The organism is Paraburkholderia sp. BR10954 (genome assembly GCF_040965775.1).
Classification (GTDB): domain Bacteria; phylum Pseudomonadota; class Gammaproteobacteria; order Burkholderiales; family Burkholderiaceae; genus Paraburkholderia; species Paraburkholderia youngii.
In genome coordinates this window covers 41,097-54,136 of the sequence record NZ_JBFRCK010000011.1, presented here as the reverse complement: position 1 = coordinate 54,136, position 13,040 = coordinate 41,097, and the positions used below count along the sequence as shown (strand labels likewise).

General features: G+C 63.4%; 11 protein-coding genes. 8 read left to right on the top strand and 3 right to left on the bottom strand.

Translation table 11 applies throughout. The features are described 5' to 3' along the window. Positions 1-100: 100 nt before the first annotated feature. From ilvN to AB4Y34_RS17365, 5 genes are all read left to right on the top strand, one after another. On the top strand, positions 101-592 hold the full coding sequence (ilvN, locus tag AB4Y34_RS17385; protein ID WP_008920618.1) for an acetolactate synthase small subunit: 492 nt from the start codon (positions 101-103) through the stop codon (positions 590-592). Positions 593-698: 106 nt separating this feature from the next. Beyond that, complete coding sequence (gene ilvC, locus AB4Y34_RS17380; protein WP_008920617.1) at positions 699-1,715, top strand: ketol-acid reductoisomerase; 1,017 nt, start codon at positions 699-701, stop codon at positions 1,713-1,715. A 133-nt stretch (positions 1,716-1,848) separates the two neighbouring features. After that, positions 1,849-2,487 carry a phosphatidylserine decarboxylase gene (locus tag AB4Y34_RS17375; RefSeq protein WP_115102455.1) on the top strand — a complete coding sequence of 213 codons (639 nt, stop codon included), beginning with the start codon at positions 1,849-1,851 and terminating at the stop codon, positions 2,485-2,487. 24 nt (positions 2,488-2,511) lie between these two features. Further along, positions 2,512-3,381: a CDP-diacylglycerol--serine O-phosphatidyltransferase gene (gene pssA / locus AB4Y34_RS17370; RefSeq protein WP_176109134.1), complete on the top strand. Its 870-nt coding sequence runs from the start codon at positions 2,512-2,514 to the stop codon at positions 3,379-3,381. Between the two features lie 368 nt (positions 3,382-3,749). Then, the gene (locus tag AB4Y34_RS17365) at positions 3,750-5,297 is read left to right on the top strand and encodes a 2-isopropylmalate synthase (RefSeq protein ID WP_176121303.1); all 1,548 of its coding nucleotides are present in this window, start codon (positions 3,750-3,752) and stop codon (positions 5,295-5,297) included. 126 nt (positions 5,298-5,423) lie between these two features. Here the strand turns inward: AB4Y34_RS17365 and AB4Y34_RS17360 are convergent, their stop codons facing one another. The 3 genes from AB4Y34_RS17360 to AB4Y34_RS17350 form a co-directional block, all read right to left on the bottom strand. Continuing rightward, positions 5,424-6,986 carry a SulP family inorganic anion transporter gene (locus tag AB4Y34_RS17360; protein ID WP_368716712.1) on the bottom strand — a complete coding sequence of 521 codons (1,563 nt, stop codon included), beginning with the start codon at positions 6,984-6,986 and terminating at the stop codon, positions 5,424-5,426. Between the two features lie 109 nt (positions 6,987-7,095). Continuing rightward, positions 7,096-7,731, bottom strand: coding sequence for a carbonic anhydrase (locus AB4Y34_RS17355; RefSeq protein ID WP_176380821.1), 636 nt, complete (start codon positions 7,729-7,731; stop codon positions 7,096-7,098). A 228-nt stretch (positions 7,732-7,959) separates the two neighbouring features. Beyond that, on the bottom strand, positions 7,960-8,511 hold the full coding sequence (locus AB4Y34_RS17350; RefSeq protein WP_176380822.1) for a hypothetical protein: 552 nt from the start codon (positions 8,509-8,511) through the stop codon (positions 7,960-7,962). Between the two features lie 187 nt (positions 8,512-8,698). Between AB4Y34_RS17350 and AB4Y34_RS17345 the strand changes: the two genes are divergently transcribed. The 3 genes from AB4Y34_RS17345 (at position 8,699) to pnp (ending at position 12,955) form a co-directional block, all read left to right on the top strand. Continuing rightward, positions 8,699-10,006 carry a branched-chain amino acid ABC transporter substrate-binding protein gene (locus tag AB4Y34_RS17345; protein WP_176380823.1) on the top strand — a complete coding sequence of 436 codons (1,308 nt, stop codon included), beginning with the start codon at positions 8,699-8,701 and terminating at the stop codon, positions 10,004-10,006. 194 nt (positions 10,007-10,200) lie between these two features. Next, positions 10,201-10,473, top strand: a complete 273-nt coding sequence (gene rpsO, locus AB4Y34_RS17340; RefSeq protein ID WP_008920609.1) for a 30S ribosomal protein S15 — start codon at positions 10,201-10,203, stop codon at positions 10,471-10,473. Between the two features lie 346 nt (positions 10,474-10,819). Further along, entirely contained in the window at positions 10,820-12,955 is a 2,136-nt protein-coding gene (pnp, locus tag AB4Y34_RS17335; protein WP_176109129.1) for a polyribonucleotide nucleotidyltransferase, read from the top strand. The last annotated feature ends 85 nt before the right edge of the window (positions 12,956-13,040 follow it).

The window sequence follows — 13,040 nt, the reverse complement described above, 5'->3', positions numbered from 1 at the left end:
GCGCCGGCTTCGTGATGCGCGCCTTCACAAAAGGCGAAAGCAGACGAAGCGGCGCCGCTCCGCTCGCAGACATCGACACTACATCTGGAAGAAGCGAAACATGAGACACATCATTTCCGTCCTGCTGGAAAACGAACCAGGCGCATTGTCGCGCGTGGTGGGTCTGTTCTCGGCACGCGGCTACAACATTGAAACCTTGACGGTGGCTCCGACCGAAGATCGTTCGCTGTCGCGCATGACCATCGTCTCCGTTGGCTCCGACGACGTGATCGAACAGATCACGAAGCATCTGAACCGCCTGATCGAGGTGGTGAAAGTGGTCGACCTTACCGAGGGCGCTCACATCGAACGCGAGCTGATGCTGATCAAGGTGAGGGCGGTCGGCAAGGAACGTGAGGAGATGAAGCGGATGTCGGACATTTTCCGCGGCCGCATCATCGACGTCACCGAAAAGACCTACACGATCGAACTGACGGGGGCGAGCGACAAGCTCGACGCCTTCATCGAGGGGCTCGACTCCACGGCGATTCTCGAGACGGTCCGCACGGGCAGCTCGGGCATCGGTCGCGGCGAGCGCATTCTGAAGGTCTGACGTCGCGCTTCGCAAGGCCGGGCAACGCGGCATCGCCCGGCTGGCAATAACAACATTCGCAGTACCTGAATTTCTCTGAATCATCGAATCTAGCCAAGGAACCGACATGAAAGTTTTCTACGACAAGGACGCCGATCTCTCCCTCATTAAGGGCAAGCAGGTCACCATCATCGGCTATGGCTCGCAAGGTCATGCGCACGCGCTGAACCTGAAGGAAAGCGGCGTGAACATCACGGTCGGTCTGCGCAAGGGCGGCGCATCGTGGAGCAAGGCTGAAAACGCTGGCCTGCAAGTGAAGGAAGTCGCGGAGGCCGTGAAGGGCGCGGACGTCGTCATGATGCTGCTGCCGGACGAGCAGATCGCCGACGTGTACGCGAAGGAAGTCCACGCGAACATCAAGCAGGGCGCAGCGCTCGCGTTCGCGCACGGCTTCAACGTCCACTACGGCCAGGTGATTCCGCGCGCCGACCTCGACGTGATCATGATCGCGCCGAAGGCACCGGGCCACACGGTTCGCGGCACCTACTCGCAAGGTGGCGGCGTGCCGCACCTGATCGCGGTTGCGCAAGACAAATCGGGCGCGGCGCGCGACATCGCTTTGTCGTACGCAGCGGCTAACGGCGGCGGCCGTGCCGGCATCATCGAAACGAACTTCCGCGAAGAAACCGAAACCGACCTGTTCGGCGAGCAGGCTGTGCTGTGCGGCGGTACCGTCGACCTGATCAAGGCCGGCTTCGAAACGCTGGTCGAAGCGGGTTACGCGCCGGAAATGGCGTACTTCGAGTGCCTGCACGAACTGAAGCTGATCGTCGACCTGATCTACGAAGGCGGCATCGCGAACATGAACTACTCGATCTCGAACAACGCCGAGTACGGCGAGTACGTGACGGGTCCGCGCATCGTGACCGCTGAAACGAAGAAGGCGATGAAGGCCGTGCTGACCGACATCCAGACCGGCGAATACGCGAAGAGCTTCATCATCGAAAACAAGGCTGGCGCACCGACGCTGCAATCGCGTCGCCGTCTGACGGCCGAGCACCAGATCGAGCAGGTTGGCTCGAAGCTGCGCGCAATGATGCCGTGGATCGCGAAGAACAAGCTCGTCGACCAGTCGAAGAACTAAGCGTCTCGACGTCACGAGGTCCGGCGCGGCGCCTTCAGCGCGGGGGCCGGACCAGTCAAAAAGCCGTCCAAGGGTGCTGAACCCTGGGCGGCTTTTGCTATCCTACGGTTTTACAAAAACACAGAAGCCATCCATGAATTACCCTCATCCGATCATCGCGCGAGAAGGCTGGCCGTTCATCGCCATCGCGGCCGTCGTTGCACTACTGGTTCACGCCTTCGCGGGGTTCGGCTTTGCGTGGCTCTTCTGGCTGATCCTGATCTTCGTCGTGCAGTTCTTCCGCGACCCGGCGCGTCCGATTCCGACGCAGGCCAACGCGGTGCTGTGTCCCGCCGACGGTCGTATCGTCGCGGTAGAAACCGCCCACGACCCCTATGCGAATCGTGAAGCGCTAAAGATCAGCGTCTTCATGAACGTGTTCAACGTGCACTCGCAGCGCTCGCCGGTCGACGGTGCGATCTCGAAGGTCGAATACTTTCCCGGCGCGTATCTGAACGCCGCGGTCGATAAAGCCTCGCTCGAAAACGAACGCAACGCGGTCGTGATCGAGATGGCCGGCGGCCAGACGGTCACGTCGGTGCAGATCGCCGGGTTGATTGCACGGCGCATTCTTTGCTACGTCCGTGCCGGCGAGCCGCTGACCCGTGGCCAGCGCTACGGATTCATCCGCTTCGGTTCGCGCGTCGACGTGTATCTGCCGGTGGGCAGCCGCCCGCGCGTATCGATCGGCGAGAAGGTGTCGGCGTCGTCCACGATCCTCGCCGAGCTGTAAAGCGGCATACAGGAGGTTGTCCGAATGGCCGCATTCAAACCGCGTCGACCTCGCAGCAGCGGACCGCTGCCGCGTCCGTTTCGTCGCAACAAGCCGGTGGTCACGGAGTCGCCGGCCGTCGACAGCCGGCGCGCGCAGCGTCAGCAATTCCTCAGAAAGCGCGGCATCTACCTGCTGCCGAACGCGTTCACCACGGCCGCGCTGTTCTGCGGTTTCTTCGCCGTCGTGCAGGCGATGAACGTGCGCTTCGAGATCGCGGCGATCGCGATCTTCGTCGCTATGGTGCTCGATGGCATGGACGGCCGCGTCGCGCGCATGACGCATACGCAAAGCGCGTTCGGCGAGCAGTTCGACAGCCTGTCGGACATGGTGTCGTTCGGGGTTGCGCCCGCGCTCGTGATGTACGAGTGGATACTGAAAGACCTCGGCCGGTGGGGCTGGCTCGCGGCGTTCGTCTATTGCTCCGGCGCGGCGCTGCGGCTCGCGCGTTTCAATACGAACATCGGCGTGGTCGACAAGCGTTTTTTCCAGGGCATGCCGAGCCCGGCCGCGGCGGCGCTGATCGCCGGTTTCGTGTGGCTCGCCACCGACAACCGCGTGCCGCTGAAGCTCGTTTGGCTGCCGTGGGTCGCGTTCGTGCTGACCATCTATGCGGGCGTGACGATGGTGTCGAACGCACCGTTCTACAGCGGCAAGGCGCTGGACGTGCGGCATCGCGTGCCGTTCGGCGTGATCCTGCTGGTGGTGGTCGCGTTCGTGCTAGTGTCGTCCGACCCGCCGCTGATGCTGTTCGGTCTGTTCGTGCTGTACGGTCTGTCCGGCTACGTGTTCTGGGCGTATCAGGCGATGCGCGGCCGGGCCAATCCGGCGCGTTCGATGTCGCACGACCGGTGACGATTCGAACTTCGCTGCATCGCAGCGACATACGAAAAACGGCAGCCCACGTGCTGCCGTTTTTCGTTGGCTGATGCTGTTACGAGCCCGCTTCGGAGCGCGCCGCAGGCCGCCCAGGCGTGCATTGCGTGGTGGCTGGAATGCCGCTATAGTCGTCGGATCAGTGCGTTGGCGTGGCCGATTTTGCCGGCTCGGCGAGACCGTTCGCTGCGCCGCGGCATCCTGCTTGGTTCTCGCCCTTATGCGTTTTTGCGTTCCGTCCGCGCCGGCCGCGATCATCGCGATCGCCCTACCTTGCTAGCGGTGGCGCCCATCGTCCTATCCCAAAACCAAGTCCCACATCTGAACGACTCCCGAGGAGGCCCGACATGTCCGACAAACTGATCATTTTCGACACCACGCTGCGTGACGGCGAGCAATCGCCCGGCGCATCGATGACGAAGGAAGAGAAGATCCGCATCGCCAAGCAACTCGAACGGATGAAAGTCGACGTGATCGAAGCGGGTTTCGCGGCCAGCTCGAACGGCGACTTCGACGCGATCCATACGATCGCCGGTCTGGTGAAGGACAGCACGATCTGCTCGCTTGCGCGCGCGAACGACAAGGACATTCAGAAGGCCGCCGATGCACTGAAACCGGCCGATCATTTCCGCATCCACACGTTCATCGCGACGTCGCCGCTTCACATGGAAAAGAAGCTGCGCATGACGCCCGAGCAGGTCTTCGAGCAGGCCAGGCTCGCGGTGCGTTTCGCGCGCAAGTTCACCGACGACGTCGAATTCTCGCCGGAAGACGGCAGCCGCTCGGATATGGACTTCCTGTGCCGTGTGCTGGAAGCGGTGATCGCCGAAGGCGCGACCACGATCAACATCGCGGACACGGTCGGCTACGGCGTGCCGGAGCTCTATGGCCAGCTCGTGAAGACGCTGCGCGAGCGCATTCCGAACTCGCACAAGGCGGTGTTCTCCGTGCATTGCCACAACGACCTCGGCATGGCGGTCGCGAATTCACTCGCCGGCGTGCAGATCGGCGGCGCGCGCCAGGTCGAATGCACGATCAACGGTCTGGGCGAGCGCGCGGGCAATACGTCGCTCGAAGAAATCGTGATGGCGGTGAAGACCCGCAAGGATTACTTCGGACTCGACGTCGGTCTCGATACGACTCAAATCGTGCCGGCCTCGAAGCTGGTGTCGCAGATCACTGGTTTTGTCGTGCAGCCGAACAAGGCCGTGGTCGGCGCGAACGCCTTCGCGCACGCGTCGGGCATCCATCAGGACGGCGTGCTGAAGGCGCGCGACACCTACGAAATCATGCGTGCGGAAGACGTGGGTTGGACCGCGAACAAGATCGTGCTCGGCAAGCTGTCGGGCCGCAATGCGTTCAAACAGCGTCTGCAGGAGCTCGGCATCGCGCTCGACAGTGAAGCCGAACTGAATACCGCGTTCGCGCGTTTCAAGGAACTTGCAGATCGCAAGGCGGAGATTTTCGACGAAGACATCATCGCGATCGTCAACGAGGAATCGGCCGAAGCGCACGAGAAGGAGCACTACAAATTCCTGTCGATGTCGCAGCATTCGGAAACCGGCGAGCAGCCGCACGCGAAGGTCGTGTTCTCGGTAGAGGGTAAAGAGATCACCGGCGAAGCACGCGGCAACGGCCCGGTCGACGCCACGCTCAACGCGATCGAAACGGAAGTGGGCAGCGGCTCCGAGCTGCTGCTGTACTCGGTCAACGCGATCACGACCGGCACTCAGGCACAAGGCGAAGTGACCGTGCGGTTGTCGAAGAGCGGACGCATCGTCAACGGCACCGGCACCGATCCGGATATCGTCGCGGCGTCCGCGAAGGCGTATTTCTCGGCGCTCAACAAACTCTATTCGAATGCGGACAAGTTGAATCCGCAGCGCTCGGAGTAACGCGAACATGGCGCGCCGGTAGCGCGCAATCTCGACGGTGAATCGAAGGAGAAGCCCCGCGATGCCTGGCATGCGGGGCTTTTTTTCGCGGTCATCGCGCGGGCGCGATGACTCGATACGCGGGGACTACTCCGCTGTCGTGCGCCGCAGCGACCAGCCGCTCGTTGCGCGCGCCTGCTCGCGGACCTGATATCTGAGATCGACGGTGATTCCGCGGCGGGGCGCATCCGCGACGAACGCATCCAGCAGTTCGCGCACGTCGTGATCGACGAAATCGGCGCGTGTCGCGTCGACGATGACGGTGGCGCCATCCGGAATCTGCTGCAGATAGTGCTTGAGCGGCACCTTGCCGAGAAACGATACGTCCTTGCGAAACGACAGCAGGTAGTGATCGCCATGCTGCGCGAGCACGATCGGGCCGCGCAGGTTTGCGTACAGCGCGAACAGCATGCTGCACAGTATGCCGAGCACGATACCGATCAGCAGATCGGTGACGAGCACACCGACGACCGTGACGATAAACGGTGCGAACGGCGCGAATCCCTGTCGCGCAAGCCCAGCGAACAACGACGGCTTGGCGAGTTTGAACCCGGTGAAGATCAGGATCGCGGCAAGGCAGGCGAGCGGGATCAAGTTGATCACGCTGGTGAGCGCGAACACGCTCACGAGAAGCAACACGCCATGAACGATCGCCGAGAGCCGGCTTTTTGCGCCGGCATGCACGTTTGCGGAGCTACGCACGATCACCGCGGTGATCGGCAGGCCACCGATCGCACCCGCGATCAGATTGCCCACGCCCTGCGCCTTCAGTTCGCGATCGGGCGGTGCGCGGCGGCGTTCCGGATCGATCTGTTCGACCGCTTCGAGGCTCAGTAGCGTTTCGAGACTTGCGAGGATGGCGATCGTGATAGCAACGCGCCATATGTCTGGATTGATGAGCTGGGCGAAGCGTGGTCCGAAGTCGGCCGACGCGAGCACGGCTTGCAGTGCCGCGAACGATTCGAGCGACGGCAACGCGACCCGCCGTTCGGCGGGCGGTGCCAGCGATGGCGCGACGAGATCGAGAGCGAGCGTCGCGCCGATGCCGAGCAGCACCACCGCGAGCGGCGCCGGCATGATGCGCACGACAGCGAAGCGGCGCAGCGCGCGTGTTTCCCAGCCGGCGAGGATCGCAAGCGACAGCAGCGTGATCAGCACGGCGGTCAGCGAGATTGGGCCGAGCGGCGTTGCGAGCGCCGCCGCCGAGTGGGCGGAATGAGCGGTGCCGGACAGCCCCAGCGCTACGGGAAACTGCTTGAGGATCAACAGCACGCCGATGGCCGCGAGCATCCCCTTGATCACCGGCGACGGCACGTAGGCGGCGAACCGGCCAGCCCTGAGCATGCCGAAGCCGAACTGGATAACGCCCGACAGCAGTACGGCCAGCAGGAAAGCGGAAAAGCCGCCAAGCCGCGCGATGCCGTCGACGACGATCACGACGAGGCCCGCGGCCGGGCCACTCACGCTCAGGCGCGAGCCGCTCAGCGCGGCAACCACGAGCCCGCCAATGATGCCCGATACCAGTCCGGCAAATGGGTCGACGCCCGATGCATGAGCAATGCCGAGGCAAAGCGGCAGCGCCACCAGAAAAACGGCCGTTCCGGCGAGCACGTCGCGCTGGAGCGCGGAGAAGGGGGTTTGAGTAACCATGGAGTCCAGAAGCGAGAGGTGGGGCGGCGGGCGACGAACAGGGGTGGCTCGATGAGGATTCCGCTGTCGGCTCCGTCCGCGGTTCGAATGGCGGGTGCGACGCGCTTCGCTAGGCCGCGCTGTGCGCGGCGGTCGGGCAGGTCATCGCGTCGTCGGCGCTGTAGCCGGAGGTGAGAACCTTGAGGCGCCCGTCGTCGAGCGCAAAGATCCAGCCGTGCACGAGCGGCGCCGGATCAGCCTCGTGCACGATCGGGCTCGCCCGTAGCTGCCTCACCTGTTCGAGCACGTTCAGCTCGGCGAGGCGATTGACGCGATCCGATTCGGTCGCCGCGCCCTCCAGTTCCGGGCGATGCGTTTGCGCGAGCGCGCAGAGGGGCGCGATACGCCGGTTTACATGGGGCAGCGCGGGGTCCGGGGGCAGCAGCGCGGCGCGCACTCCGCCGCAGCCATAGTGTCCGCAGACGATCACGTGGCCGACCTTGAGCACTCGCACCGCGTATTCGAGGACGCTCGCGACGTTGTCGTCGCCGGGATCAAACAGGTTGGCGATGTTGCGATGGACGAACAGATCGCCGGGCTCGCAATGCGTGATCGTTTCGGCGGGCACTCGGCTGTCCGCACAGCCTATCCACAGAATGTGTGGGTTCTGTCCGCGCATGAGGTCGCGAAAGAATGCCGGATTGCGCGTCGCGGTTTCATGGGCCCACGCGACGTTGGCGACCAGCAGGTGTTTGGGGCGGTTCATCGTAGCAGCTCCGTAGCAGAGGCAATTGACCTGGCACCGGACCGGAACCGCAGTTGCGCGGTCGATCGTCAGCCGGTGCACGAACGGTGTTTACAATAACCTTTCTTTTGCGAAGTTGTTGACGTGAACAGGATTAAATTCTTCTTTATGCTTAGAGAATAAAAAAGCTGCCTACGGAAGGCAGCTTTTTTGAGATAGCGATCTTCGTTCGAAGATCGCGCTCAGGACTCAGAACAGGCTGCGGCGGTCGGGCTCGTGCAGCGGGTCGGGGGTCTTCTGCGTGAGGCGCAAGATGCCCTGGTCATCGAAGTAGAAGCTGTACAGCATGTACCAGACGTTGTCCTCGAGATAGCGATAGGTCCAGACTTCGCGCCTCATCATCGGGAAGTACGACGTTTCGACCGGACGGCCGAAGTTCACCAGTACGTCGCTGCGCGTCCATTTGCCGATCTCGGCGCGGTAGAACTCGTTGGGTTGCAACACCTGGCGCATGTTGACGATCTTGCCGGCCGCGTCGATGTCGGCGGCGGTGGTGGTTTCGCCCATCGGTTGGGTCGGCCACATCAGGCGCTTGCCGCCGTCGGGCAGGTCGTAGGTTTCGCGCGGCGGTCCGAGCCGCGCGATCACCGTCGATGCATCCGCTCCCTGTTGATACTGCTGCCACGGCTGGGCGCAGCCGGCGAGCGCGAGCACGCTCAGGCAAACGAACGCGGCGCGCCGCAGACTCGCGCCGGCCGGGGTTGTGATAGAGGCCGCCGTGCGGTGATGGCGGTTCGACATGTATTCCTCCGATGGCGTTTGAATAGCGGTTCTTATCATCGAGACCCACCATTTTGACACGCGCCGTGGCGAAAGAATGGCGCTGCCCGAACGTGGGTCGCCTCCAAAGGAGAACAGATGCGCCGGCTTGCCTATTCCGTGCGCGTGGTTCTATGATCCGCGCTTCGAAGCTTCAGGCAGGACGACCATGACGGCAGTGTGGCAACGGGCGGCGGCGATTGCGCTGACGGCGATCTCAATGGCGGCGGTGGGCGTTGGCGTGGCTCAGGCGACGAGTTCGGGGGTGAATCCGACCGGCAAACCGACGGGCGCCCCGATCCGGCTCGCGCTGATCGAAGGCATGTCCGGCCCGTTCGCGAATGCGGGCGCGGCGGTCGAGCGCAATCTGCGCTTCGGCGTCGAGCAGGTCAACGCGCGCGGCGGCGTGAAGCTCGCGGACGGCGCGCATCCGTTCGAACTCGTCGTGCTCGACAGCAAGGGCAGCGCGGAAGAAGCGCTGACGCAAATGCGCGCAGCCGCGGATCGCCATATCGGCTATATCCTGCAGGGCAATAGCTCGGCGGTCGCCGCGGCGCTCATCGGCGCGATCGACAAGCAGAACAGCCGCGAGCCGGACAACCGCGAACTGTTCCTGAACTACTCGGCCGACGACCCCGCGCTCACCAACGCGAACTGCAGCTTCTGGCACTTCCGCTTCGACGCGCACGCGGGCATGCGGATGGCCGCGCTCGCCGAGGTGATCGAGCGCGACAAGACGGTGAAAAAGGTCTACCTGTTGAACCAGGACTACAGCTTCGGCCACGACGTGAGCAGCCTCGCGCGCTCGACGCTCACGGCGAAGCGCCCCGACATCGCGGTGGTCGGCGACGAATTTCACCCGATCGGCCGAGTGAAGGACTTTGCGCCGTACATCGCGAAGATCCGCGCGAGCGGCGCGGACGCCGTGATCACCGGCAACTGGGGCAACGACCTGACGTTGCTCGTGAAGGCGGCGCGCGAGCAGGGCCTCGACACGAAGTTCTACACGTTTTACGGCAACAGCCTCGGCGCGCCGGCCGCCCTCGGCGACGCGGGCGTGGGTCACGTGATCGCCGTGGCCGAGTGGCATCCGAACGTCGGCGGCGCGGCCTCCGATGCATGGTACGCGGCGTTCCGCGCGCGCTATCCGGCCGCGCAGGACGACTATCCGGTGCTGCGTATGCCACTGCTGCTCGACACACTCGCCGCCGCGATGAACCGCGCCGGCAGCGCCGATCCGACGGCGGTCGCGAAAGCGCTCGAGGCAATCCGCTTCGACAACGGTTTTCACGCATCCTGGATGCGCGCCGACGACCATCAGCTGATCCAGCCCCTTTACGTGATGCAGATGGACAAAGCCGGCACACCCGGCGTGCATTTCGATAACGAAGGTTCCGGCTACGGCTTTCGCACGGTGCTGGCGCTATCAGCCGAGCGTACGGTATTGCCGACGGTCTGTCGGATGCGGCGCCCCTGAGCGACGCGCGATTCGCCTTGCTAGCGCGGGCTTCGCGGCAGATGTCGGCTGTGCTACAATACGCGTCCCGTTGTTCGGCTGGGTTCTCATTCAGCTAATTCAGCCACGAACGGGGCTCAGTAAATTGTGAAACGGGTATCCCACGGCACGGCCTTTCTTCCGTGACCGCCTGTCCAGTTATCAAGGAAATTGACATGTCCGCAGTTGAAGCAAGCAAGAAGTCCGAAGTCGTCGCGCAATTCGCACGCGCAGCTAACGACACCGGCTCCCCCGAAGTTCAGGTCGCGCTGCTCACGACCCGTATCAACGAACTGACCTCCCACTTCAAGGAGCACACGAAGGATCACCACAGCCGCCGCGGTCTGCTGCGCATGGTGAGCCGCCGTCGCAAGCTGCTCGACTACCTGAAGGGTAAGGACGCGGATCGTTACCGCAGCCTGATCGAGAAGCTGGGTCTGCGTAAGTAATCGGCCAGTCGTTCAGCAAGATGCCTGTGTCAGTTTCGCTGATACAGGCATTTTGTTTTTGCACGGCGCGCTTCGTGTAACGCGCACCGCCTGTGATCCGCGGCGTATGCCGGTTCGCGCGGCGTCCACGGGCAAGCGTAGTAGCAGTAGCAGGGCAGCAGTAGAAAAGCAGTAACAGGAAACAAGGCCGGGCTTCAGGGCAGAGTTTTGTGTCATTCCAGCGGTTCGCGCGCGCGTGCAGCACGTGACTCTCTGGAATGGCATAGCACGACTCTTCCCATGCGGCGCCGGCCCCGGCGTTGCCGCGCCGCTTCCGGTCCGCGCGGCATTACGATGAGGAAAAGCAATGACTATGTTCAATAAGATCGTCAAAGAGTTTAAGTGGGGGCAGCACAACGTTCGCCTCGAAACCGGTGAAATCGCTCGCCAGGCGAGCGGCGCGGTGATCGTCGACGTCGAAGACACCGTGGTGCTCGCCACCGTGGTCGGCGCGAAGACCGCGAAGCCGGGCCAGGACTTCTTCCCCCTCACCGTCGATTACATCGAAAAGACCTACGCCGCCGGCAAGATCCCGGGTGGCTTCTTCCGTCGCGAAGGCCGGCCGTCGGAGGGCGAGACGCTGATCTCGCGACTGATCGACCGTCCGCTGCGTCCGCTCTTTCCGGAAGGCTTCTACAACGAAGTGCAGGTCGTGATTCACGTGCTGTCGCTGAATCCGGAAATCCCCGCCGACATCCCGGCGCTGATCGGCGCATCGGCGGCGCTCGCGGTGTCCGGCCTGCCGTTCAACGGCCCGGTCGGCGCGGCACGCGTGGCCTACATCAACAACGAATATGTGCTGAATCCGACGCGTCCGCAGATGAAGGAATCGGCGCTCGACCTCGTCGTCGCCGGTACCGAACGCGCGGTGCTGATGGTCGAATCGGAAGCGCAGCAGCTGAGCGAAGAGGTGATGCTCGGCGCCGTCGTGTTCGGTCATGAGCAGATGCAGACCGCGATCGACGCGATCCACGAACTGGTCCGCGAAGGCGGCAAGCCCGAGTGGGACTGGCAGCCGGCCGCGAAGAACGAAGCGCTGATCGCGCGCGTCACGGAACTCGCGCAAGCCGATCTGCTCGCCGCTTACCAGATCCGCGACAAGCAGGCTCGCTCGACCAAGCTGAAGGAAGTCTACGCGGCGACCTCGGCGAAGCTCGAAGAAGAAGCGGCGGCAGCCGGTACCGTGGCGGCCGACAAAGCGTCGGTCGGCAACGTGCTGTTCGACATCGAAGCGAAGATCGTCCGTACCCAGATCCTGAACGGCGAGCCGCGTATCGACGGCCGCGACACGCGCACCGTGCGCCCGATCGAAATCCGTACCGGCGTGCTGCCGCGTACCCACGGCTCGGCGCTGTTCACGCGCGGCGAGACGCAGGCGCTGGTGGTTGCGACGCTCGGCACGAAGGGCGACGAGCAGAGCATCGACGCGCTGGAAGGCGAGTACCGCGAACGCTTCATGCTCCACTACAACATGCCTCCGTTCGCGACCGGCGAAACGGGCCGCGTCGGTTCGCCGAAGCGCCGTGAAATCGGTCACGGCCGTCTCGCCAAGCGCGCGCTCGTCGCATGCCTGCCGAGCGCCGACGAATTCGGCTACTCGATCCGTGTCGTCTCGGAAATCACCGAGTCGAACGGTTCGTCGTCGATGGCTTCGGTATGCGGCGGCTGCCTCGCGCTGATGGACGCCGGCGTGCCGATGAAGGCTCACGTCGCCGGGATCGCGATGGGCCTGATTCTCGAAGGCAACCGCTTCGCGGTGCTGACCGACATCCTCGGCGACGAAGATCACCTCGGCGACATGGACTTCAAGGTCGCGGGTACGGAACAAGGCGTGACCGCGCTGCAGATGGACATCAAGATCCAGGGCATTACGAAGGAAATCATGCAGGTCGCGCTCGCGCAGGCTAAGGAAGGCCGCATGCACATTCTCGGCAAGATGACCTCGGCCGTGGCAGGCGCGAACACGCAGCTGTCGGAGTTTGCACCGCGCATGATCACGATCAAGATCAACCCGGAAAAGATCCGCGACGTGATCGGCAAGGGCGGCTCGGTGATCCGTGCGCTGACCGAAGAAACCGGCACGACGATCGACATTTCAGACGACGGCGTCGTCACGATCGCGAGCACGAACAGCGAAGGCATGGCCGAAGCGAAGCGTCGTATCGAAGCGATCACGATGGAAGTCGAAGTGGGCCAGGTGTACGAAGGCACCGTGCTCAAGCTGCTCGACTTCGGCGCGATCGTGAACATCCTGCCGGGTAAAGACGGTCTGCTGCATATTTCCGAGATCGCGAACGAGCGCATCAAGGACATCAACGACTATCTGAAGGATGGCCAGCAGGTGAAGGTCAAGGTCATCCAGACGGACGAGAAGGGTCGTGTGCGTCTGTCGGCGAAGGCACTGCTGAACGACGCGCCGCAAGGCGAACCGACGCCGCAGTAAGGCGGTAACGGACAAACGGCCGGCCGTGTCATGCACGCCGGCCGTTTTTCATGCAGGATGGATTGCGTTGCGTATTCGAATCGCA